Here is a 21,461-nt window from a genome sequence, read left to right on the forward strand (position 1 = left end):
AATTATTTTATTGATTTTATTATAGAAAATTATATTGCCATTTAGTATGTGCACACAGACTGAAATATCTCTACCGAACTGGTTGTTTTTTCGGTCACTTTGCATTATACTGAAAATGGGTGATATATTTTATGAAGTTGAGCATGTGGATTCTCGCGGATTGGTTAGCCAAATACAAACCATCTGTTAACATTTGCGAAGGACATGCTGTGCTTTCGGGTGTTCGGCTGTTTTCTGCTGAAGATCCCAACATGAGCAACTCCATAGTTTATATCGGTCGTGCTTCCGATTTTTTCCCTGATAAGTTTTCTGAAGAAAAAGTTTTATGCGTAAATAATAAAGATTGGATAATGTTCGACCATAAGAATTTGAGAGATGTATTGAATGATATTCTCAAAGCCTTTGAATTTTATAATGAATGGGAAACCTCGCTTAAGGAAGCTGCTTATTCAGGTGAATCATTCCAGGCACTTCTTGATTTAAGCCAATCTGTATTTAATAATCCTATGTTTATCGCAGACTGGCGCGGAAAGGTACTTGCCCAGACGAGTCAATATGAGCCGGGCCCGGATGAGGAAATGTGGGAATATATGATTTTACACGGATATGTTCCAGCTTACGCATATGGCAGACTGAAACAATTCCCTGAACAGTGTCTTGAAATCGAATACAAAAAGGAAATCGCAATTATGTTTTTTCCGCCGTATAACTATCGATGTATTCACTGCAGTATAAACTATGGCAAGGGAAATTTTATATATTTTCACATAATTCAAAAGAATACAGTGCTGACTAATGGTATGATACAGCTGGCAGAAACTCTAAAGCAAGCAATTTTGATTCTACTGCGATTTATCAATTTACCCACTGATGTACATCCTGCTTCAGTGCTGTTTTCAGAAATGCTATCCGGTAAGCTTCCAGATGACGATGCGTTAAAATGGGTAATGTTCACAATGGGCTGGGAAGATACAAAAAACTGGTATTTAATTTCATTTCACAACCTATACCCTGACCAGTTGTCAAGAACAGCCCTGTTGGGACTACTTGAACACCATATTCCGCAAGGTTTTACCTTCATTTGGAAAACTTATTTAATTATGCTTATTGATTGTCAGGATTGGCCTATAGCCCTACCCAGGATACAACAACTGTTAAAAGATGGGCTATTTTGCTGTGGTGTTTCAATGCCATTTAGTGATTGGAGCAACTTGTCTGTCTACCTCAAGCAAGCAGAGGTTGCAATAGAATATTCACAGGATAAGGACATTGTAAACATGTGCGCTGACCATGCTTGGAGTTATCTTTTAAATGAGTTTGCACAATACAGCAAAAATACAATGATGCTCCATCCTGCTATTAATCAACTTGAGGAATATGACCGTAAAAAGGGGACTGAACTTACTCGAACGTTGTATGAATACCTGCGTAATGAACGCAACTGCACTATAACTGCCAATGCCTTATTTATCCACCGTAATTCCCTGCAGTACCGACTTGGGCGAATATATGAATTAATTGATGCAGATTTGGATAACCCTGATGTTAGAATGCATATTATGCTTTCATACCAGATAAAGGAACACATGAAAAGTACTATCCCGAAAATAAATCCCAGCAAAAAAGGCAAAAAAACAACAACCACCTAAACCCAGAAAAAGTCGTTTTTTAAAACTCTCTCTATGTTTATGTTAAAAAATATTTAATGTTTTTGTTACGCTACGTTTTCCACGGTAACCTTTAACCCCAGTGCTTCTAACTTTTTCCTGCTTTGTCTAAAGATTAATTTAATCAACAAAAATACCCCTGTCCTTTTATAAGAACAGGGGTACTCCATTATCAACATTAACTATATACTTCTTGCCACTTCGTAAGCATCCCAGATGGCGTACATGATATTGCGCGCCTTATTGGCATCGCCTATAATATAAACATTAGGCATCTTATCCGCAATCTCATGATACAGCTTTTGATCAGCTCTAAGGCCTATAGAAATTACAACAGTATCAGCCGGTATTGTACTTCTCTTGAAATCTCTGTCTATAACCTCAACGGCACCGTCCTTTACCTCCAGCAGGCTGTTATTGGTTACAGCTTTGACATTATAAAACTTAAGCATATCAAGAACCATAGTCCTGTTCATATGCGGTACCGGAAGTCCGGAGGATATAAGCTCAGGCAACATCTCTACAACAGTAACATCCTTGCCGTCCATAGCTAAACTGATAGCAGTCTCACAGCCAACCAGTCCGCCGCCGATTACAACCACCTTCTGTCCCACGGGTTTTTTCTTTAGCAATACATCCGTGGCAGTAGCAACATTGTCCCTGTCTATACCTGGAACATTGGGCATAATAGGTTTAGAACCTGTAGCAACCAAAATCACATCTGGTTTTCTCCCCTCAATAAGCTGTGGTGTCACCTCGGTATTCAATTTCACATCGATATTTAACTTTTTCATCTGCGTCTTATACCAGTCAAGAAGTCTCGCATTGTCCTTCTTGAACTCGTCCACTGAACCCTCTACCACATGGCCACCAAGCTCTCCTGTCTTTTCGTAGAGTGTAACCTTGTGTCCCCTCAAGGCAGCTACTCTGGCGGCCTCCATGCCTGACACACCGCCGCCGATTACCAGAACGTCCTTAACCTTCTCTGCAGGACTTATGCCATACTCTATCTCTCGGCCGCAGGCAGGATTCACTGCACATGATAGGGGTTTGCCAACAAAGCCACGCCCCAGGCATCCGTCATGGCATCCTATGCACGGACGTATATCCTCGATCCTTCCCTGCATGACCTTGTTTACCCACTCAGGATCTGCCAGAAGCCCTCTTCCAAGGTTTATCATATCTGCTGCCTTGCCTTCCTCCAGGGTCTTTTCTGCAAGCTCCGGTATCTCCATTCTCCCGGCTACTATCAGCGGCGCATTGACAACCTTTTTTAGCTGCTCGGTAAGCGGCAGGTACAGGCCATGTTTTTGATAAATGGGCGGATGTGCCCAGTACCATGCGTCATATGAACCGGCATCGGCATCAAAGGCATCGTAGCCTGCCTTTTCAAGTATGGGCGCTATTGTGAGGCCCTCCTGAGTGTCGCGCCCTTTTTCTACAAAATCCTCACCGTCAAGTCCACCCTGATTCCAGTCCTTTATATAGCTCTTTATGCTAAACCTTAAAGCCACCGGGAAGTTCTCACCATTTACCTTCTTAATAGCCTTAACTACCTCTATAGGTAGTCTTAATCTTCCCATCAAATCTCCACCGTATTTGTCTGTCCTCCTGTTAAACATCGCAATAGTAAACTGGTCTAAAAGATAGCCCTCATGCACAGCATGTATCTCGACACCGTCAAACCCGGCCACCTTTGCTATAGCCGCCGATTCGGCAGCCATCTTTACAAGTCTTTCCACCTCATCTGTAGTAAGCTCGCGACATGTAATCGATGGGTCCCAATAGTTAGGTATTGCGGATGGGGCTACAGGCTGACAGGCAAGCATCTGAGGTGAAGCCACACGGCCTAAGCCTATCCCCAGCTGCAAAAATATTTTTGACCCATAGGCATGAATCCTCTCCACCATTTCGGAGGATGTCCTTATGAAGTGTGACGGGTCAATAGTGGGACACGGGATAGTCCCCTCATGAACCTTTTCTATCTCGTTTTCTATCTTTACTATACCGGTTATGATAAGGCCGGTGCCACCCTTTGCCCTTGCTACATAGTAGTCCTCAGCCCTCTTGGAAAAACCTCCTCTCTCGGTAGATAGCCCAAGTATACCCATAGGAGCCATTGCAATCCTGTTTTTTATCTCCACGCTGCCTATCTTGATGGGTTCAAAAAGCTTTTCAAAGCCTGCCATTTATACTCACTCCTCTCAATATTTTATATTGTAATATATTTGACACTTGACTGACAAAATCCTTCCTCGTTAATAAAAATTTAACAAATATATTTACAACATAACTCTCTCTCAGTTATGATATATATAATGTATGAATGCTTGGAAGGGAGATTTTTTTGATGAAGCGTAAATTATTAACCGGGGTATTCTCATGGTTCGGTTATATTATGCCCTTTAAAAAAAGGATTGAACTAATAAAAAAGGCAGGTTTTGATGCAGTGTCATTATGGTGGGAAGATGAAGATGAGAGTAATAGAAAGGACATGCCCAAATTGGCACGGGAAATGGGACTTATCATAGATAATGTCCACTTTCCTTATAATGATTGTAACCTTTTATGGATTAGCGAAAAAGATGTTGAGACTGACATTATTCGAAAATATTTTTTGTGGCTCGAGGAATGTGCTGAAAATAATATTAATCTGGTCGTGATGCATGTAGAAAATAATGCTCCTTTTTCTCCAAATGAAAAAGGAATTGAAAATATGCTAAAACTTGTCGATAAGGCAAAGGAGTTAAAACTAAAAATTGCTTTAGAAAATACAAGGAAAAATGAGTATTTGGATTACATATTCAAAAACATAAATGATGAAAATTTAGGATTTTGTCATGATACTTCCCACGACTGGCTTTCCAGCAAAGGAAAATTTGACAGTTTGAAAAGCTGGGGTGATAAACTTTTATGCACTCACATATCTGATAACGATGGGAAAGAAGATAGACATTTTTTACCAGCCAAAGGTGTAATAAATTGGGATGAATATGTCAAGATTTTCCCAAAAAACTATAATGGCATTTTATCTTTAGAAATATGTGCAACAAAGGACGAAGTCAATTCCATAAAACCTGAAGATTTTTTGAAAATTGCAAGAGAAAGAATACATACAATATTCTTTTAACACCTTTTTCCTCATATTCGTCAAAATCCTTTTGGAAGAATGCTATGATATCGGCAAGTTCATCCAAGGTATCATGAGATAGACTCTTTTATAGCTTTTTCCAATCCGAATATCCCTCTCCTGTCAATCAGACAGCTTTAGGTAGTTTAAAACTGCAAACAAAAATAACTCCTGATATCAGGAGTTAAATGCTTTCTGTTTATCCTTTTCGATGGTTTTAAACAGTTCATCCTCATTCAATCTATAGGATATGGTATAGAGACTGTCGCTCAAATGCACATTTTCAACTATTACATTGTCCGGTACATTGAGATCTGTCACAGAAAAGTTCCAGATTGCCCTTACACCATTATGCGTTAATATATCTGCTATCTGCTGGGCACTGGATCTTGGTATACACAATATGCCGATGTCAATTTTGTTTTCATTCAAGAAATCCGCCAGTATATCAACATCCAGTATCTCTATATCCCTTATACGGAGGCCTATGAGTTTAGGATTTTTGTCAAACAAGGCCTTAAGTGTAAAACCCGATTTTTCAAAGTTTGTATATCCTGCTATGGCCTGGCCGAGGTTGCCAGCACCAACAATAATCGAATTATATGACTTATCAAGTCCCAAGATCTTGGTTATAGCGCTGTATAGCTCCTCCACGTTATAGCCATAACCCTGTTGTCCAAATCCTCCAAAACAGTTAAGATCCTGCCTTATCTGTGACGCCGTAACACCCATGCGTTCACTGAGTTCTCTCGACGATATCCTTCTCACATCATTTTTCAGAAGTTCTCCTAAATACCTGTGATACCTTGGGAGCCGCCTTACTACGGCCATGGATACCCTCGTAGCTTTTCCCATTCACTCCACCCCGCTATTTAATTTGTCTATGAAACGATTATATCATTTTTCGTTTCATTAAAGCAATACAGCTAACAATGTTTGTTAAAAAAATTAATATCCCAGGTCAGGGTCAACCACATTAATCAAATCTTCCCCTTTCAGATATCTTTCAAGGTTGTCATTAAAAAGCCCCATGGCCCGCTCCATATATCTATCCGTAAGGCCGGCTGCATGAGGAGTAATTATCACATTTGGCATATCCCACAGCGGACTGTCTAAAGGCAGGGGTTCCTCTTCAAAGACATCGAGGCCGGCTCCTTCTATCCAACCCTCTTTAAGTGCCTTTATCAGGGCCTTCTCATCCACTACGCCGCCCCTTGATATATTAATGAAATAGGCCGTGGGTTTCATTGCCCTGAACTCCTCTTCACCAAGCAGGTGATGGGTCTCACCCGTGAGAGGAATGCAGGAAATCACAAAATCAGACTGTGCAAGCAATTCTTTAAGGCCATTGCTGGTATACATAACATCATAATATTCCTCTGGTTTGCCAGATTTCCTCAAGCCCAGCACCTTCATACCAAATGCCTTGCCCAGCCTTGCAATCTCCGAACCTATGCTCCCTGCCCCAATAATACCCATTGTCTTTTCGTACAGTTCAGTCGTCCTGGGGCTATTATCCCACTTCTTTCCCCTTTGGAACTCATAAAACCTGTTAAGGCCCCTTACAAACATCAGCATATATCCAAGCACATTCTCTGATATCTGAATCTTATGAATGCCGCTGGCATTGGTAACCACTATCCCTTTCTCCTTTATGAGGTCCATAGGCAGCCTATCAACCCCGGCGCTCAGGGACTGTATCCATTTTACCTGGTCCGCTCTCTCAATAATCTCCCTGTAAAAATTATAGGCCCAGTCCACATAAATTTCGGCCCCTCCTATCTTATCCCTTGTCCCCTCTGGACCCCCTGTCGTCACAATCTCCCAGTCGGGAGCAATCTCCCTCGTCCTTACCAGATGCTTTTCAGAAACCCTTGTGCCAAAGACAATCCTCTTCATTCCTTGAAGACCCCTTTCCTTTTATTCCCCATGTATATTAAAAATATAAATATTGCCAATGTACTTATTACCGCATATGCCCTTACTAAAGGCAGGTGCGCCTGATACGGCAGATATGGATACACACCCACCACATAGTCCATGTAGTCTGACAATAAAAACCATGCCAGAGAAACAAATATATTTATATAGTTAAACCTAAGGTATTTAAAAAAGAGGCTGCCCTCCATCACCATACCCACATGGGATATAAGGAGCATCCATTCATCAAAATTTGTAACATCTCCCGAGGCTATAAAGTAGAGGGTTATGGTAAACACAGTCCATGTCCCGTACTTTATAAGGCCAAAAAAGGTCAACACCTCAAAGTCATACAATCTCCTGTCTAACAGGTAGAAAATCAATACAATGGAAAAAAACATGGCAAACTCCGGACAATCAGGTGTAAACGGCCAATATATCAAGGGAGTGGCAGCAAGCTGTCCCTCATACCAGAAGTATCCATATACTGTGCCTGCCAGATTTAGTATCATTATTATAATGACCCAGCGCCTGTCCTCAAATATTCTACTGAGAAATTCCTTCATGATTATCCCCATTCTTTAAAATTTTCACAGGTACTCCACCTGCAAAAGCACCCGGAGGTATATCCTTATTGACCAGAGAACATGCGGATACTACAGCGCCGTCACCTATCTCAACGCCGGGCATAATGGTGCAGTTTGCCCCAATCATCACATTCCTGCCTATCTTTACCTTACCCAGCCTGTATTCGTTTGTGAGGTACTCATGGCACAGTATGGTGGTGTTATACCCTATTATCGTATTTTCACCAATCTCTATAAGCTCAGGAAAGAGAAAATCCGGCATCACCAGCACAGCTATGGAAGCAAATTTACCTATCTTCATGCCTATGGAGCGGTACATTGCACTTTTAAGGTTAAACCATGGGGTACGCCTGCCCAAAGATATGACTATATAATTGCGGATAACCTTCCAGAAACCCACCGTCTCATAAAGATGCTGAAGAGAGTTTTTATCGCCCTCTATCCTGTATATCTCTACCCGTCTCAACCTACCCCTCCTACCCTCAGTTGGTATATTCTAATGTTAAGGTCAGTAAGCGACAATGTCAACATCCACTTGATTATATTTTACCACATATTACTTATTTCTGAATAGAACCCACCCCTCCACTTCTGGTTATACTAAAAACCTCAACCGTCCGGCCTGGCCATCCATTTCATAACCTTCTTCACTATATCGTACAGGTAATCCACTGCTCTTTCACCATTTTAAAAGAACACATCTTTTGAACCATATGGCACCTTGACACCATACCGCTTGTCTGTTAAATTGTTATAAAGTTAAGCAGCTAAAGAATAGCCTGGAGAGACAGTTTGTTTGAGGGTGGTATCAATGGGGGACAAGACTATGAAAGTCATTCCAATCAGTGAGATTGACAAAAATATGGTAACTGAATTTTTTACTTCACATTGGGGAAGTCCGCAGATGATTACATCAAGCGGGGTTTTCCAATGTGACGAATTAGAGGGATATGCTGCAGTAGACGAAAAAGACCTATAACCTTTTTAATGCACTTTCTACAATCTTCATTATAAGTCCCTCATATCCGAGGCCGGAAGATTCAGCCATCTTTGGAAGGTCGCTGTATCCCTTCCATAGTCCTGGCAGCGAGTTTATCTCCAATACATAAGGCACACCATCTTTCACCCTCATGTCGATCCGTGCATAGTCCCTGATGGATAACGTCCTGTATGCCAATATGGCGGTTTGTTCTATCCTCTCTTTTAACACGTTGTCTATATCAGCCGGGCATGTATATGTAGTCTTTTCACCATAGTACGTCTTTACCTCAAAACTGTAAAATCTGGCCATATCCTGTGGCAGGTTGTCAAAGCCAATCTCCATGATAGGCAGTACCTCCACCTCGTCCCCGTTTCCAATTACACCCACTGTAAACTCTCTGCCATCAATAAAGTCCGTAACCATTACAGGTGGATTGTAGGTATTAAGTTCTCTGTCCACCTTTTTAATGAGGCTGTCCATATCACAGACAAGGCTGTCCTGATGAATCCCTCTGCCTGAGCCCTCATCGGACGGCTTCACGAGCACAGGGAATTGTATGTTTTTTGTCTTGAGTTCATCTACACTGTAAACTGATATAAAATTGGGGGTAGGTATCCCCATGCTCTGAAACACCCTGCATGCATATCCCTTATTCAGCGACAGTGCATGACCCATTACGCTGGAGCCCGTGTACGGTATTCCAGCAAACTCAAGCATGGCAGGTAATTGGGCCAGTTTGCAGTCACCTTTTATACCGTTGCAAAGGTTAAAGACCATGTCTACCCTTTCTTCCCTTAGCCTTGCTATTATATTGTCATCGGCAATGAGGTCTATGCATTCAAACCTCTTTGATAAAACCTCCTTGATGTTTAAGACTGTTTCTCTCTTCTGTCTGTCCTCATGCCTTCCCTCTTCACCGGTAAGCAGGCCACTTCTCTGTTTATCTGTCACTATTGCTATCTTCATATTCCCTTCCCCCTTTACATTTTTTTAGCCATATATTAAAATTGCTATTGTAAACTAATTTATATATGGAGGTTGACAATAATGAAGACTCAAAAACTTGTTTTTATTGCTCTCATGGCTGCAATAGTCTCGGTGCTTGCACAGATTGCAATCCCCCTGCCGTTTACTCCTGTACCTTTTACACTGCAGGTTTTTGGCGTAGTACTGGCAGGATTGCTTTTGAGCCCAGCAGACGCCTTCCTTTCCATGCTGGTTTACATATTATTAGGGGCTGTTGGGATACCTGTCTTTGCTCAGTTTGAGGCAGGCCTGGCCGTCCTCACGGGCCCCAAGGGCGGCTTTTTAATCTCGTTCCCCCTGGCTGCTTATATCATAAGCGCAACATCCTATAAGAGGACAGGATGGTTATTCCCGGGCCTGGGCTGTTTAGCCGGCCTGGCCATAATCTATACCATTGGCACATTACAGCTTTCCACAGTAACCGGCATGGGCATGGTAAAGGCACTCTATGCGGGCACTATACCCTTTATCCCCTTTGACATAGCCAAGGCTGCCCTTGCCATTATCGTTGCAAGACCTGTCAAAAAAGCTCTTCTCAGCCTATCCTCTTGAGCCCTATATGAGGGTAGGCATTTAATGTCATATCAGAGATATTCCCTCTTAAATACTCATAATATGCATTGCATGCAATCATTGCAGCGTTGTCAGTGCAGTAGACCGGAGCAGGGTAATAGAATTTCAGCCCTGCTTTTTCAGCCTCCTCCTTAAGTTTCTGTCGGAGTGCCTTATTGCTGGAGACACCCCCAGCTATAGCCACCTTATCATAATTAAAGTCTATGGCCGCATTTATAAGTTTATCTATCAGCACCTCCACCACATTCTTCTGAAAGCTGGCTGCTATATCCTCGCCAGGCACCGGCTCCTGTCTCATTTTCAAGGAATTCACAAGGTTCAGCACCGCCGTCTTCACACCGCTGAAAGAAAAGTTATAGTCCCTCCTTGATGGATACGATTTCGGAAATTCGTAGGCACAGGGGTCGCCTCCCGCAGCCAGTTTCTCCAGGTTTGGCCCACCAGGATAAGGGAGCCCCAGTATTCTGGCAACCTTGTCAAATGCCTCTCCTGCTGCATCGTCTGTAGTCTTTCCTATAATTTCAAACTCAGTATAGTCCCTCACACCGACAATGTGGCTGTGGCCTCCTGATGCCACAAGGCACAGAAGTGGAGGCTCTAAATCCCTGTGCTCGATGAAGTTAGCCGAGATATGCCCTGCTATGTGGTTTACACCTACCAGGGGTTTGCCTAAGGCAAAGGCCAGGCCCTTCGCATAAGACACACCCACAAGCAGAGAGCCTATAAGGCCAGGCCCGGCTGTAACCCCTACCACATCTATATCTTCAAGACTGATGCCAGCCTCCTCTAAGGCCTCGTCCAATAAATAGTCTATGACTTCGATATGCCTTCTTGAAGCAATTTCAGGCACCACCCCACCATATATCTTATGGACCTCAACCTGCGATGAGATTATATTTGAAAGCACCTCTCTGCCGTTCTTTACAACTGCGACTGATGTCTCGTCGCAGGATGACTCTATCCCAATGGTTAATATATCCATCTTTCCACCTCATAAGTCATATTTCCACATGATAATGGCATCTTCGCCATTGTCCTGATAATACCCTTTACGCCTTCCATAAGCCTTAAAACCGTATTTGCGATAAAGGTTTTGGGCTATCTCGTTGGACGCCCTAACCTCAAGGGTCATGGATGTTGCCCCCCGTTTCCTTGCAGCCTCAATGAGCCCTTCCAGTAAGGCATTGCCTACCCCTATCCCCCTGTAATCCGGATGGACAGCAATATTTGTTATATGCGCCTCATCCAAAATGGCCCAGAAGCCCCCGTAACCGGCCACTACATCATCTATCATGGCTACAATATATGTAGCGCATTTATTCATGGTGACCTCCATCTCGAATGCCTCTTTGGCCCATGGTATGCTGAAGGACAGCTCTTCAATCTCAATTACACTGTCTACATGCTCTTTTGTCATAGGCACAATCCTTATGTTTTCCTTCATCATAAGACCCCTTACTATTTTCTAAGTTCCCTGAGGCGCTCTGCCTGAGGTTTTCTCATGTAAAACGGGGCAATCTTGTAAAGATTGTCCTCTTCCCCCGCCTTTAACTTTTCTATACCAAGCATGGCAATCGACGATGCTCTCGGCATCATGAGATAAGCTGGAGCCAATATAACGCCAGGTAGATTATCCCTAAACACTTCCGCATACCTCCTTGCCCCGTCTCCTGATATCATAACATCCCTTCCCCTGAGCTCGTGTATGAGGTCATGTATGCTTATCCCCATGTATTCGCTTACCCTCTTGCCGTCCTCATAGATAGCCGTATACACCTGTTCATTCCTCGCATCAAGCATTGGACAAACGGTGCGCCGCATATTAAACATATTGTATGCCAGGGCATCCAGTGTATTTATGCCAACTATAGGTTTGTCCAGTGCATGGCATATGGCCTTGGCATGGGCAAGGCCAATCCTGAGGCCGGTAAACGATCCCGGTCCAATCGTAACAGCAACCGCATCCACATCCTCTATCTTCATTTCAAGGGTCTTTAAAAGCCCTGCCATCATAGGCATAAACTTGACCGAATGGGTCATGTTGCTCTCTATATAAAACTCACCAAGTATCCTGTCATCCTCCACCACTGCTGCACTGCCCACACTGGTGGACGTATCTATACCCAGTATCCTCATACCTGCACCTCGTTTATAAAGTCATATATCGGATTATCCCATTTAAATAAAAGCTCCCTTGAGCTCTCATCTATGAACCTGATATATACCCAAATGGCATCCTTTATTTCTCCATCCAGCCTGTCAGCCCACTCTATCACGGACACCCCATTTTCATACAGATATTCATCCAGTCCGATATCCAGAAACTCGTCCTCATCAATCCGGTATACATCAAAATGATATAAAGGGATTTTCCCATCATATTCATTCATAATGGTAAACGTTGGACTGGAGATAACATCCTCTACCCCAAGTCCTGTAGCTATACCTTTGGTAAAGTGTGTCTTGCCGGTACCAAGGTCACCCACGAGGCAGAGTATACTGCCGGGTTTTAGCCTTTTCCCTATCTCATTGCCCAACCGTAATGTATCTTCTTCTGATTGCGTTATAAAAATTCTTTCCATGGATTCACCTCATAAAATCTTCATATGTAATAATATTAACATATTTTATGGAAATGTTGTATAATTTCCACCCATAAATTTATATGATATAATAAATAAAGATTTATGAGGCACAGAGTTCTTCTACACAGAGAAAAGGGAAGGTTTTGACGACTGGGTTGACCTTGGACAAGAGGAGAAGTGATTTTTTTGGAAACAATCGAAGAGACAAAATCAAAATTTAATTGGACAGGAGTAATGGCTGTGTCAGCCGGCCATTTCTGGATCGACTACTATGCAGCCATACTCCAGTCTATAGTACCCTACCTGGTAATCAACATGGATCTCACACCGTCACGGGTGGGGTTTGCAATAATGATGACCAATGTTGCCACATCTATTTTTCAGCCATTGTTTGGCCACTATGCCGATACCAGGGGCAACATACTATGGATCCCCGTATCCATATTCTGGAGTGCTGCAGCAATCAGTTCTGTAGGACTGACAAACAATTTTATGGTTATAATACTGCTCTCTGCCCTCTCCGGCTTTGGAATAACTCTTTTCCACCCCCTTGGGGTTATTGAGGCAAACAGACATGCGGCCTCCAATGAGGGACTGGGCCTATCTATATATTCACTCATGGGCAACCTTGGATTTGCAGTGACACCGATGATAATAGTGCCGCTATTAAACTCCTTTAACAGGGCTGGCTTTTTAATATCCTTTATTCCAGGCCTCATAATAAGCATTATACTGCTTATGTATTACCGAAATAAAAGGCCTGCCATTACCATAAACACCGTGCATGAGGAGGTATCTTCGTCCAGCAAGAAAAAGGTGCTGCTTCTCACGCTAATAGAGATATTCAGGGCATGCGGATACAGCACCCTTTCAACCTATATAGCCCTTTACTTTGTGAGTAAAGGAATGAGCCAGCTTAATGCCGGCTACATACAGTCGTTCTTTGGCATAATGTCAGTGGCAGGATTATTCTTAGGCGGATTCTTTGTAAACCGATTTGATATAAAGAAACTTATGCTTTATACCATGGGACTTACAATTATATTTTTCCTTGGATTTTCTTTTACCAGCGGAGCAGTTTCCATACTATTTATCCTTATCACGGCCTTCCTCTACAGGTTTTGCTTTAATGTTTCAATCTTAGCAGGCCAGGCCCTCCTCCCCAACGGAAAAGGTATGGTTACCGGGCTTATCATGGGCATAGCACCTGCTGTAGGGAGCATAGTGACGTTTATCAGCGGTATAGTGGCCGATGCATCCGGTGTGGATATTGCAGTAAAATATACCGTTATATTTGCAGTCCTTTCGTTTATAATGACGCTGTTCTTCAAGCCGGAAAAAGGAGCCGTGAAAAATTGAGGATAGAAAACCCTGTTATCGAGGCATCATTTATTAAGAGATTAAATCGATTTGAGGCGTTAGTGGATCTAAATGGAAGGGAAACCCTGGTCCATGTACCCAATTCCGGGCGTTTAAAGGAACTGCTTTTGCCCGGTGCAAGGGTTCTATTAGAGATAAGGGAGAGGCCAGGCCGCAAGACACCTTACGAACTTGAAATGGTATACAAGGGAGACAGGCTGATATCCATAGACTCACAGGTGCCAAACCGATTAATTTTACAGTCATTGAGAGATAAAATAATACCCTGCTTTGCAGGATATACAGTTATAGAAAAGGAAAAGACCTTTGGAAACAGCAGATTTGACATTAAGATGTCAAATGAATCAGAGGTATGCTATATGGAAATAAAAGGCGTTACCCTTGAGGTAAATAATATCGCCATGTTCCCCGATGCCCCTACCGTAAGGGGTTCAAAGCATGTAAAGGAACTTATAGAGGTCGTCAAAAACGGGATGCGTGCCGTCCTGATGTTTGTCATACAGATGGATGGAATTAACCGTTTCACACCCAATGACATGATGGACCCGGAATTTGGCAGCAATGTAAGAAAGGCCGTAAAATCAGGTGTAGAGGTAAACGCATATACCTGCAGTATCAGTAGGAATGATATTGCCCTGAAGGCAAAGGTTGATGTCAAACTTTAGAGGCAGGCTAGGCCTGCCTCATATTATTTGCATACAATCTTGACGATATTGACTATTACATCCACAGCCTTCTCCATGGACTCTACTGGTATATATTCAAACCTGCCATGGTAGTTGTGCCCTCCGCTGAAGATGTTTGGGGTAGGGAGGCCCATGTATGAAAGCCTGGCACCATCAGTGCCACCCCTCACCGGTCTTATTTTTACCTCTATACCTGCTTCCTCCATGGCTCTCTTTGCTATATCTACTATATACATCTTATCCTTAAGCTTTTCTTTCATATTATAATACTGGTCTTTGAGCTTTATCTCCACAGTGCCATTTCCATACTTTTTGTTGAGTTTATCAGCTATAGACTCCATCGTCTCTTTGCGTTTTTCAAAATTGGCCTTATCAAAGTCCCTTATGATATAACTGAGCTCTGCCTTTTCGACAGTACCATTAAATGCAATAATATGATAGAAGCCATCATATCCATCTGTGCAGGCAGGAGTCTCATTGGGCGGAAGCATCCCTGCAAACTCAGAGGCTATAAGGATGGCATTTTTCATTTTCCCCTTGGCATCGCCCGGATGTATGTTCTTGCCGTGGATCAGGACATCACATGAAGCGGCATTGAAGGTTTCAAAGCTCAGCTCTCCTATCTCCCCACCATCCATGGTATAGGCAAAATCAGCGTGAAATCTTTCTACGTCAAACCTGTCCACTCCCCTACCTATCTCCTCATCAGGTGTGAAGGCGAACTTTACGGTTCCGTGTTCTATTTCCGGATGCTTTATAAGGTAACCCACAGCAGTCACTATCTCAGCAACGCCAGCCTTGTCATCAGCCCCAAGGAGAGTCGTGCCGTCCGTGGTGATGAGGGTTTTGCCTGTGTAGTTTCTAAGATGTGGAAACTCTTTGGGCGACAGTATCGTATCACTGTTCAGTACAATATCGCCACCGTCATAATTTTCTATTATCCTGGGGTTTATACCGGCACCGCTTACCTCCGGACTTGTATCCATGTGGGCAATAAAACCAACTGTTGGTACATCCCTATCCATATTAGCTGGAAGCGTACCCGTCACATACCCGTTTTCGTCCACTGCGGCATCTTTTATGCCCATTTCCTTTAATTCCCTTGCCAGTGCCTCAGCCAGCACCCTCTGTCCTTCTGTACTTGGGCAGGTATCAGACCTGCCGTCTGACCTGGTATCATACCCTACATACCTTAAAAATCTTTCTGCAACATCAGATATCAATACAATCTCCTCCCGAATTTTAAGCTGCATTTTTAGTATAATTCATTATTAGTAAAACAGCAATATACAGATTAATCCTCACTATTATTTTTTAGGGGATGTAGATATTATTCAGTATTTAGGAAACGCGTGAATTTGGATTCGCTACCGTTCATTCTAATTGTTGAAATCAAATAATCGCTTATGTAAAATAAACCAATGAGAGTACTGCATAGGAAAACAACGGTACTCTCTGCTTTTCCTCAAACTACAACCAATTATACGACTCTATGCCCTGCAGAACTTTTTCGTCAATATATTTATACTCCGAATGGCATAAGCAACTTTATTGAGACACAGGATTCGTTGTGGTAAAATATAAATTGAAAAGTTGTTTGTTGGAGGTAATAATGTTGATGAGAACATTAAAACAATTTATTAAAAGAATAATCCTTGCTTATTTCGTAACTGGGATGGTCTATAGTCTGACAGGTTATATTCATAGAAGCATCACAGGAAAGCAGGAGGTTTTTTCGCCATTGATAGGTATACCTATGGATGTAATCGGTTGGCCCTGGATGGTTTATGCTGACTTGAAGCATATAGATACTATAGGTGTAAAGCCCTCAACCTTTTTAGCTTTAATTTCAATAGTTATGTTCATTGCCATATTTGTCAGGAAAGAGTTGCTTTTGAGGAGAAGCATGAAGTGAGGAAAGTAACTATACTTATCATGTCAGGATTACTACTGATTATACTCGCTGGCTGTGGAGAAGTGGAAATACGGGAGGAAATATTACCGGACGGTAGTAAATCTCAAGCGTTTGAAGGATACATCTATGATGAACAGACGGGATTGTACAAATTTATCATGAAAGGAGTATGTTATGATTGGTTTGCTTAATCTTGGCAGCCTCGTGCTTGGTCTAATTGCTTGGATACTTCCTGTTGTTAATCTCATGCGATATAAAAAGCATGACTATAGGAATTGGGTCACTCTTTCCATTATGAGCATCAGTGCTTGTGCTATTTCGCTATGTTTTCAGATTTTCTATAACTATCATCTGGTTAAGATTGCGGATTGGTCTGCTCTTATGGACATAACGGATAATATGGCGTTCGTCGCAGCAGTTCTTCTCATCGTTACCATCATTTTAAATGCAATTACTCTGCTTGTATATCATGGCAGAACAGCAAAGTAAGATGTCAAAATTTAAGTAGAAACTCGGGAAAGAGTATTACCAGATAGTAGTACAGCAATAGTTGATTCTACTGGAAAAATCGTATCAAAGAATAAAGTTGAACCACTTGAAGGATATATTTATGATGAACAAACAGGAAGGTATATTAACAAAACTACTGGTGTTTGGTATGTCGTTAAGGACGGATACAAAGAAAGAACATTTACTGTTTTGGTAGACCGGGTTCTAAAAGGTGAGTATTCCGAACCAGAAATAGTGTTTACTGGGAAGAAAAATCCTGTTTACGGTTGGATGGGTAGTGTTCATACTCTACCGGAAACCAACACAGAATTGCTTCTGTTTTTAAGAAATGATGATAATGACAATCCACATGTCACATTTGACCTTAACTGTATTGCAGTCATTGAAGGACAACGGGTAACAAGTTTATTAGGTGGCAGTAACATTGGTATCAATGACGAGCATTGGGAGATTAAGGATTACATTGAAACATACAATGAATTTCTCAATACTGCTGACCCGATTGTTACACAAACAGAAAAAACGACTAATGGGGAGAATGAAACAAATAAAGATTTATCTTCCCGTTCTATTGCAGTTACCGCATCTGTATTCTGGCCAGGAATAATCACTTTTCTGATTTTATTAGGTTTATCGCTGGTAGGTCTTTGGTATTATGCACGTTCCAAACAAAATCATTCACTCTTGCCGCCCTGCGGAACGAAGCGCGAAAAGTGAGGCGGTGCGGTTTTAAAGGTGACGGCTTTATTTTCGTGCAGGGTTCCAACGATGACACTCCCGAAGGCAAGCTCCAGTCAAACATTCTTGCCACCTTTGCAGAATACGAGAGAGAAGCTATCAAGTTAAGGACGGTGACCGGCAAGAAAAAGCTGGCAAAAGCAGGTAAGTATTCCGGCGGCTCTCAACCCTTCGGCCACAGGTGGGGCGACGAAAAAGAAGAATGGGTAGTTCGAGAAGATGAGGCTAAGATAGTTAAGCTCATTTTCCAATGGTACGTCTATGGAGACGAGTCCGAAAAGCCTTTGGGCATGGTGCGGATTGCCGAAAAGCTTACAGAACTTGGGAATACCCACACCTAACCAATTTCGCAAAACTCGAAAGGGACGCGCTGGTAAGATGCAGGCTCATTGGGGCGACGCTACCATCCAGCGTATTCTTACTCACACTGTTTACGCTGGGACAAATTATCTCTGGAGGGGTGACAAAGTGCAGTTGAGTCCTGAACACGTTGAAAAAATGAAAAAAGAAAAAACCGACGGCTGGTATGAGGAACTGTTTGATGTCCGCTACCAGCCGGATGAAAAAACTGTTACGGAGAATATTGCTTTTGTGAAGGTTCACGATGAAAAACATTTAACGGTCGGATTCCCTCAGAGAATAGTAACCTGGGAAGAACTGCTTGACAGGTTACAAGTTAAATTGTGGGTGTATCCAGACCGTTTAGAGGTTCGGGGAATTGTCCCGATTGAAGATATAGCGAATCCTAAATGCTGTTGCTTAAAAAGGTGTTTTCGTTTATTAAAAGGGCGATTTCTTTGATCGAAACGTCTTATTAATGTGGTTTATACACAATATTTTTTGGTATAGGCCATCTTCACGAGAAAGGTTTTCTTTCCCCAGGGGACAATCTCATTAACAAAGTCCGCATTTATTATGTAGCCCTTGTGGCAACGAAACAGTTTATCATTGTTGATGTTTACCAAGACGCTTTTTTCATCGGACTTAATTATGATTTTTTGGACCTGGCAGTTGTCTTTCTGTGGCTGAACCTCTTTAACAATATTATGATTCATGTTTACCAACCCTCCTCGGCAATGAATTTGGATAAAAAACCGTGCACAGGGTGCGGTTGATAAACTATTGCAGATATCTAACGGCAACCAGGCTGTCATAGTGAATGCAATCACCTTAGACCCTGTGGCTTTGCGCCCTTATCTTTCGATAAGTTTGCCTTTCTCTCTACTGTTTGGTTTTTACCTCGTGGAAAGTTTCTTCAGTGCGTCCGGCATGTCGGGTTCGTACAGTATCCATATGCTGGCGGGACTCACGCCTGTAAATGCGACTAAAGTTATTACTGAGGCCAGAGATGCAAGAAGGCTTTTTCCGATTTTTTTGAACATAGTTTTTCGCCTCCTTTCTGATTTTTCTTATGATTTCTTCTACATTTGTTTGAAATTTCCTGCCGGGTTGGAACAACTGGCGGATTTTCCGGTACAACTGGCGGTTTTTTGGGTATGAACGGCGGAAGGGGAGTGATATAATGAAGCTATAAACATCAAAACCAAAAGAGGTGTTCAAACATGAAATCTTGTTTAAAACTATTATCGATCTATTTCCTTTCTATTTTTTTGTTTATTTTTTTCTAAATTAGCATTGGAGAAAGACCAAATAGTTCCTTGATCATTTATTGAAATCATATCCCTGACAGAATTATATGAACAACTATTGCTGGCACATTGTTGTGGGGCTCAAGGTATTAGCTCATAACTTCAAGCGGATTGTAATTTTTAAAACGCATCGGTTTCTATTACGAAGGCATATACATATTCAATTTCACCAAAATATGCTATTATTTTATAACCTCTGAATTCCGTCTTCTTTTTTACTGAACTTAAAAAAGAGGCGGGGTTTTTTTCAACTATAAAAACATATTTGTTATTTTCTCTTTTAAATGGAACTTCTACAATCGTTTCGTCGCCATATAAATTTTCTCCATTTGAGTTCAAGAGGATTTCTTTTATAATCATTTTATCCGGATGGTTATTTCCAAAATCCAAAGCAATTTTTTCGCCAATTTTAATGTATTTAATATCTGATGAAGCTTCTTGTTCGAATGCGAACTTAAACATATTCTTATTATCCGATAAATTATTTCTATTATTTTTTAATGCGATACTTTTAATATTTTCTTGTCCGATGGTCACAGTTATATCTGCCATTTTATCAGCTTTCATACATCCACTGACTCCTATACACGTCATTATTAACGATATAATAATTAAAATCCTTTTCATAATATTCAAGTTTCACTCCTTTCAATTGACCCCAATTAAAAAGTGAAAGGGCATAACCCATATGTTGTTAAAATATGACAGATTTTTTACTATGTCAATACATAAAATAAAAATAAAATGTAAGAGCTTCGTGCTTAATAATGGGGACGGTCTGCTTTCTTAAAACCGTCCCGGTTTCATGAGAATATTTTGTTTTTTAACATTTACTCAAATAACATGTAAATGTAATTTTACCTATAATAATATCGCAAAGCACTATCACTTACATAATATGGGCAAGAAGTGTAATAATGTTCTACAAGCCCGCATGATCCCCATTTTGATCTCACATAATATCCAGTTATCCTCCCTAGTTCATATATTATTCCTGAATGTTCTTTACCTGATGTACTGTAATATACTTTGTCGTTTTTGGCTGGATCGCCTGTTCTTCTAGTATAACTTCCATCTGTCCAATAAGCATTCGGATAATTCATCCACCACGTATTACTAGTAGTAGATTGACTATACCATGCATAAGAATGACAATTATAATTTTTAGTTGCAGAAGTTATACGGACGACAGTTGGATATGTCGTATCCACCCAATCATCGAGGGCAGCTTTTTCTGCTGCAGTTAACTCTGGGGTATTATGGAACACCTCAACTGCTGTACCGTTAGGTGTATATACATAGTAAATTGTCTGCGCACTTACACTGGAATCCTGTTTTTGTGCTAGTACAGAATAAGCACTTGCTGCCGTTAGGCTATAAATATCAGGATGGGCTTTCTTTTGTAAATATTTATTCTCTATTTCTTTTTCTAATTCCCTCATTTCTGTATCATTCAGTTGGCTTAATATGGCATCTTGGCTTAATATTATTTCTATAAAGGACAAATCAAAAATTTGTTTCGAAGTAACTTTCTTAACATCCTTAGCTACATCAATTTTTTTGTATTTGTTAAATAATTTACTGGCTGCATCCTTTCTTTGCAATAATTCCGCAAGTCCGTTAAAATTTGTTGATACTGCATCAAAACCTTTTTGAAAGTATCATATGTATATATTTCCATCAATAATGGATAATTCAGTACTGTTTCTATTAGTTCATCAGTTGTCATGTTGTGCAATAGACCTTCTGGTACCTGACATGCCTCCACCATTTGAGTATGGTCTATTAATTCATTCCATTCGCTTGTTCCAGGCTTAACAGGAAAAGTATAGCCCACTGCGATTGATTTTTCTTGACTACTTATATCGTCTGCATTTGCAGAAACAACTGTACTCTTTAAAAACACACATATCATCAATAATGATAATGCGAATGATAATAATTTTTTCTTACTTTTCATTTTTTTAATCTCCTCTCAATGATAATTTTTGCGGTAAAACCGTCCCATGCACACAGGTTTGACAGCAGCGACCGTACCTATGAGTGTGAATAAAGATGCAGCACTTATTATCATTTTGCTTTTTAAACCCGTCATGGCATTTTCGCCTCTTTT

Annotated in this window: 26 protein-coding genes and 1 riboswitch; of the genes, 10 read left to right on the forward strand and 16 right to left on the reverse strand. The window is 41.3% G+C overall.

The window, feature by feature from the left end; translation table 11 throughout:
• Positions 1 to 131: 131 nt before the first annotated feature.
• A complete protein-coding gene (locus FWJ32_RS04385; RefSeq protein ID WP_149544762.1) occupies positions 132 to 1,649 on the forward strand; it encodes a PucR family transcriptional regulator in 1,518 nt (505 codons plus the stop codon).
• Between the two features lie 200 nt (positions 1,650 to 1,849).
• On the opposite strand, the gene FWJ32_RS04390 is transcribed toward FWJ32_RS04385, so the two are convergent.
• Complete coding sequence (locus FWJ32_RS04390) at positions 1,850 to 3,856, reverse strand: oxidoreductase (protein ID WP_149544763.1); 2,007 nt, start codon at positions 3,854 to 3,856, stop codon at positions 1,850 to 1,852.
• A gap of 161 nt (positions 3,857 to 4,017) precedes the next feature.
• Here FWJ32_RS04390 and FWJ32_RS04395 point away from each other — a divergent pair, with 161 nt between their 5' ends.
• Complete coding sequence (locus FWJ32_RS04395; RefSeq protein ID WP_162523496.1) at positions 4,018 to 4,797, forward strand: sugar phosphate isomerase/epimerase family protein; 780 nt, start codon at positions 4,018 to 4,020, stop codon at positions 4,795 to 4,797.
• Between the two features lie 177 nt (positions 4,798 to 4,974).
• Here the strand turns inward: FWJ32_RS04395 and FWJ32_RS04400 are convergent, their stop codons facing one another.
• The 4 genes from FWJ32_RS04400 to FWJ32_RS04415 form a co-directional block, all read right to left on the reverse strand.
• Entirely contained in the window at positions 4,975 to 5,652 is a 678-nt protein-coding gene (locus tag FWJ32_RS04400) for a redox-sensing transcriptional repressor Rex (RefSeq protein WP_149544765.1), read from the reverse strand.
• Between the two features lie 93 nt (positions 5,653 to 5,745).
• Complete coding sequence (locus tag FWJ32_RS04405) at positions 5,746 to 6,696, reverse strand: D-2-hydroxyacid dehydrogenase (protein ID WP_149544766.1); 951 nt, start codon at positions 6,694 to 6,696, stop codon at positions 5,746 to 5,748.
• A complete protein-coding gene (locus FWJ32_RS04410) occupies positions 6,693 to 7,283 on the reverse strand; it encodes a DUF1405 domain-containing protein (RefSeq protein ID WP_162523497.1) in 591 nt (196 codons plus the stop codon). The genes FWJ32_RS04405 and FWJ32_RS04410 overlap by 4 nt, the downstream gene beginning before the upstream one ends.
• Positions 7,264 to 7,770, reverse strand: coding sequence for an acyltransferase (locus tag FWJ32_RS04415; protein ID WP_149544768.1), 507 nt, complete (start codon positions 7,768 to 7,770; stop codon positions 7,264 to 7,266). The genes FWJ32_RS04410 and FWJ32_RS04415 overlap by 20 nt, the downstream gene beginning before the upstream one ends.
• A 360-nt stretch (positions 7,771 to 8,130) precedes the next feature.
• Between FWJ32_RS04415 and FWJ32_RS13275 the strand changes: the two genes are divergently transcribed.
• Entirely contained in the window at positions 8,131 to 8,283 is a 153-nt protein-coding gene (locus FWJ32_RS13275) for a hypothetical protein (protein ID WP_162523498.1), read from the forward strand.
• On the opposite strand, the gene FWJ32_RS04420 is transcribed toward FWJ32_RS13275, so the two are convergent.
• Entirely contained in the window at positions 8,278 to 9,252 is a 975-nt protein-coding gene (locus FWJ32_RS04420) for a D-alanine--D-alanine ligase family protein (protein WP_149544769.1), read from the reverse strand. The two genes, FWJ32_RS13275 and FWJ32_RS04420, sit on opposite strands and share 6 nt — an antisense overlap.
• An 81-nt stretch (positions 9,253 to 9,333) precedes the next feature.
• Here FWJ32_RS04420 and FWJ32_RS04425 point away from each other — a divergent pair, with 81 nt between their 5' ends.
• The gene (locus FWJ32_RS04425) at positions 9,334 to 9,864 is read left to right on the forward strand and encodes a biotin transporter BioY (protein ID WP_149544770.1); all 531 of its coding nucleotides are present in this window, start codon (positions 9,334 to 9,336) and stop codon (positions 9,862 to 9,864) included.
• Here FWJ32_RS04425 and tsaD read toward each other — a convergent pair.
• Genes tsaD through tsaE form a run of 4 tightly spaced genes read right to left on the reverse strand, consistent with a single transcriptional unit; the run spans position 9,848 to position 12,467 of the window.
• Positions 9,848 to 10,867, reverse strand: a complete 1,020-nt coding sequence (gene tsaD / locus FWJ32_RS04430) for a tRNA (adenosine(37)-N6)-threonylcarbamoyltransferase complex transferase subunit TsaD (protein ID WP_149544771.1) — start codon at positions 10,865 to 10,867, stop codon at positions 9,848 to 9,850. The two genes, FWJ32_RS04425 and tsaD, sit on opposite strands and share 17 nt — an antisense overlap.
• Positions 10,868 to 10,876: 9 nt before the next feature.
• Positions 10,877 to 11,332 (reverse strand): ribosomal protein S18-alanine N-acetyltransferase, encoded by a 456-nt coding sequence (gene rimI / locus FWJ32_RS04435; RefSeq protein WP_149544772.1) that lies wholly within the window; start codon positions 11,330 to 11,332, stop codon positions 10,877 to 10,879.
• Between the two features lie 11 nt (positions 11,333 to 11,343).
• A complete protein-coding gene (tsaB, locus tag FWJ32_RS04440; RefSeq protein WP_149544773.1) occupies positions 11,344 to 12,021 on the reverse strand; it encodes a tRNA (adenosine(37)-N6)-threonylcarbamoyltransferase complex dimerization subunit type 1 TsaB in 678 nt (225 codons plus the stop codon).
• Complete coding sequence (gene tsaE / locus FWJ32_RS04445) at positions 12,018 to 12,467, reverse strand: tRNA (adenosine(37)-N6)-threonylcarbamoyltransferase complex ATPase subunit type 1 TsaE (RefSeq protein ID WP_149544774.1); 450 nt, start codon at positions 12,465 to 12,467, stop codon at positions 12,018 to 12,020. The genes tsaB and tsaE overlap by 4 nt, the downstream gene beginning before the upstream one ends.
• A 189-nt stretch (positions 12,468 to 12,656) precedes the next feature.
• On the opposite strand from tsaE, the gene FWJ32_RS04450 reads away from it, so the two are divergent.
• A complete protein-coding gene (locus tag FWJ32_RS04450; protein ID WP_149544775.1) occupies positions 12,657 to 13,829 on the forward strand; it encodes an MFS transporter in 1,173 nt (390 codons plus the stop codon).
• Complete coding sequence (gene sfsA, locus FWJ32_RS04455; protein ID WP_149544776.1) at positions 13,826 to 14,515, forward strand: DNA/RNA nuclease SfsA; 690 nt, start codon at positions 13,826 to 13,828, stop codon at positions 14,513 to 14,515. Before FWJ32_RS04450 ends, sfsA begins: the two co-directional genes overlap by 4 nt.
• 23 nt (positions 14,516 to 14,538) lie before the next feature.
• On the opposite strand, the gene pepT is transcribed toward sfsA, so the two are convergent.
• On the reverse strand, positions 14,539 to 15,756 hold the full coding sequence (gene pepT / locus FWJ32_RS04460) for a peptidase T (RefSeq protein WP_149544876.1): 1,218 nt from the start codon (positions 15,754 to 15,756) through the stop codon (positions 14,539 to 14,541).
• Between the two features lie 395 nt (positions 15,757 to 16,151).
• On the opposite strand from pepT, the gene FWJ32_RS04465 reads away from it, so the two are divergent.
• The 4 genes from FWJ32_RS04465 to FWJ32_RS13570 all read left to right on the forward strand — a co-directional run bounded on the left by FWJ32_RS04465 (position 16,152) and on the right by FWJ32_RS13570 (position 18,500).
• Positions 16,152 to 16,451, forward strand: a complete 300-nt coding sequence (locus tag FWJ32_RS04465) for a hypothetical protein (RefSeq protein WP_149544777.1) — start codon at positions 16,152 to 16,154, stop codon at positions 16,449 to 16,451.
• Between the two features lie 699 nt (positions 16,452 to 17,150).
• The gene (locus tag FWJ32_RS04475; RefSeq protein ID WP_149544779.1) at positions 17,151 to 17,678 is read left to right on the forward strand and encodes a hypothetical protein; all 528 of its coding nucleotides are present in this window, start codon (positions 17,151 to 17,153) and stop codon (positions 17,676 to 17,678) included.
• Positions 17,675 to 18,040 (forward strand): recombinase family protein, encoded by a 366-nt coding sequence (locus FWJ32_RS13565; protein ID WP_238988789.1) that lies wholly within the window; start codon positions 17,675 to 17,677, stop codon positions 18,038 to 18,040. The genes FWJ32_RS04475 and FWJ32_RS13565 overlap by 4 nt, the downstream gene beginning before the upstream one ends.
• 127 nt (positions 18,041 to 18,167) lie before the next feature.
• Positions 18,168 to 18,500: a hypothetical protein gene (locus FWJ32_RS13570; protein WP_238988790.1), complete on the forward strand. Its 333-nt coding sequence runs from the start codon at positions 18,168 to 18,170 to the stop codon at positions 18,498 to 18,500.
• A 23-nt stretch (positions 18,501 to 18,523) separates the two neighbouring features.
• Here FWJ32_RS13570 and FWJ32_RS04485 read toward each other — a convergent pair whose 3' ends face one another.
• From FWJ32_RS04485 to FWJ32_RS13415, 5 genes are all read right to left on the reverse strand, one after another.
• Complete coding sequence (locus FWJ32_RS04485; RefSeq protein WP_203227576.1) at positions 18,524 to 18,754, reverse strand: LytTR family transcriptional regulator DNA-binding domain-containing protein; 231 nt, start codon at positions 18,752 to 18,754, stop codon at positions 18,524 to 18,526.
• Positions 18,755 to 18,833: 79 nt separating this feature from the next.
• Positions 18,834 to 18,923, reverse strand: a riboswitch (cyclic di-GMP riboswitch).
• 11 nt (positions 18,924 to 18,934) lie between these two features.
• On the reverse strand, positions 18,935 to 19,081 hold the full coding sequence (locus FWJ32_RS04490) for a cyclic lactone autoinducer peptide (RefSeq protein WP_149544781.1): 147 nt from the start codon (positions 19,079 to 19,081) through the stop codon (positions 18,935 to 18,937).
• Between the two features lie 387 nt (positions 19,082 to 19,468).
• Positions 19,469 to 19,915, reverse strand: coding sequence for a hypothetical protein (locus tag FWJ32_RS04495; protein ID WP_149544782.1), 447 nt, complete (start codon positions 19,913 to 19,915; stop codon positions 19,469 to 19,471).
• Between the two features lie 290 nt (positions 19,916 to 20,205).
• A complete protein-coding gene (locus FWJ32_RS04500; protein WP_203227577.1) occupies positions 20,206 to 20,952 on the reverse strand; it encodes a hypothetical protein in 747 nt (248 codons plus the stop codon).
• A complete protein-coding gene (locus FWJ32_RS13415; RefSeq protein ID WP_203227578.1) occupies positions 20,895 to 21,308 on the reverse strand; it encodes a hypothetical protein in 414 nt (137 codons plus the stop codon). The genes FWJ32_RS04500 and FWJ32_RS13415 overlap by 58 nt, the downstream gene beginning before the upstream one ends.
• Between the last annotated feature and the right edge of the window lie 153 nt (positions 21,309 to 21,461).

It is taken from the genome of Calorimonas adulescens, from assembly GCF_008274215.1.
Taxonomy (GTDB): domain Bacteria; phylum Bacillota; class Thermoanaerobacteria; order Thermoanaerobacterales; family UBA4877; genus Calorimonas; species Calorimonas adulescens.

Coding starts and splice junctions, on each gene's coding strand:
- FWJ32_RS04385 (WP_149544762.1), top strand. CDS start 132: ATGAAGTTGAGCATGTGGATTCTCGCGGATTGGTTAGCCAAATACAAA.
- FWJ32_RS04390 (WP_149544763.1), bottom strand. CDS start 3,856: ATGGCAGGCTTTGAAAAGCTTTTTGAACCCATCAAGATAGGCAGCGTG.
- FWJ32_RS04395 (WP_162523496.1), top strand. CDS start 4,018: ATGAAGCGTAAATTATTAACCGGGGTATTCTCATGGTTCGGTTATATT.
- FWJ32_RS04400 (WP_149544765.1), bottom strand. CDS start 5,652: ATGGGAAAAGCTACGAGGGTATCCATGGCCGTAGTAAGGCGGCTCCCA.
- FWJ32_RS04405 (WP_149544766.1), bottom strand. CDS start 6,696: ATGAAGAGGATTGTCTTTGGCACAAGGGTTTCTGAAAAGCATCTGGTA.
- FWJ32_RS04410 (WP_162523497.1), bottom strand. CDS start 7,283: ATGAAGGAATTTCTCAGTAGAATATTTGAGGACAGGCGCTGGGTCATT.
- FWJ32_RS13275 (WP_162523498.1), top strand. CDS start 8,131: ATGAAAGTCATTCCAATCAGTGAGATTGACAAAAATATGGTAACTGAA.
- FWJ32_RS04420 (WP_149544769.1), bottom strand. CDS start 9,252: ATGAAGATAGCAATAGTGACAGATAAACAGAGAAGTGGCCTGCTTACC.
- FWJ32_RS04425 (WP_149544770.1), top strand. CDS start 9,334: ATGAAGACTCAAAAACTTGTTTTTATTGCTCTCATGGCTGCAATAGTC.
- tsaD (WP_149544771.1), bottom strand. CDS start 10,867: ATGGATATATTAACCATTGGGATAGAGTCATCCTGCGACGAGACATCA.
- rimI (WP_149544772.1), bottom strand. CDS start 11,332: ATGATGAAGGAAAACATAAGGATTGTGCCTATGACAAAAGAGCATGTA.
- tsaB (WP_149544773.1), bottom strand. CDS start 12,021: ATGAGGATACTGGGTATAGATACGTCCACCAGTGTGGGCAGTGCAGCA.
- tsaE (WP_149544774.1), bottom strand. CDS start 12,467: ATGGAAAGAATTTTTATAACGCAATCAGAAGAAGATACATTACGGTTG.
- FWJ32_RS04485 (WP_203227576.1), bottom strand. CDS start 18,754: ATGAATCATAATATTGTTAAAGAGGTTCAGCCACAGAAAGACAACTGC.
- FWJ32_RS04490 (WP_149544781.1), bottom strand. CDS start 19,081: ATGTTCAAAAAAATCGGAAAAAGCCTTCTTGCATCTCTGGCCTCAGTA.
- FWJ32_RS04495 (WP_149544782.1), bottom strand. CDS start 19,915: ATGAAAGCTGATAAAATGGCAGATATAACTGTGACCATCGGACAAGAA.
- FWJ32_RS13415 (WP_203227578.1), bottom strand. CDS start 21,308: ATGAAAAGTAAGAAAAAATTATTATCATTCGCATTATCATTATTGATG.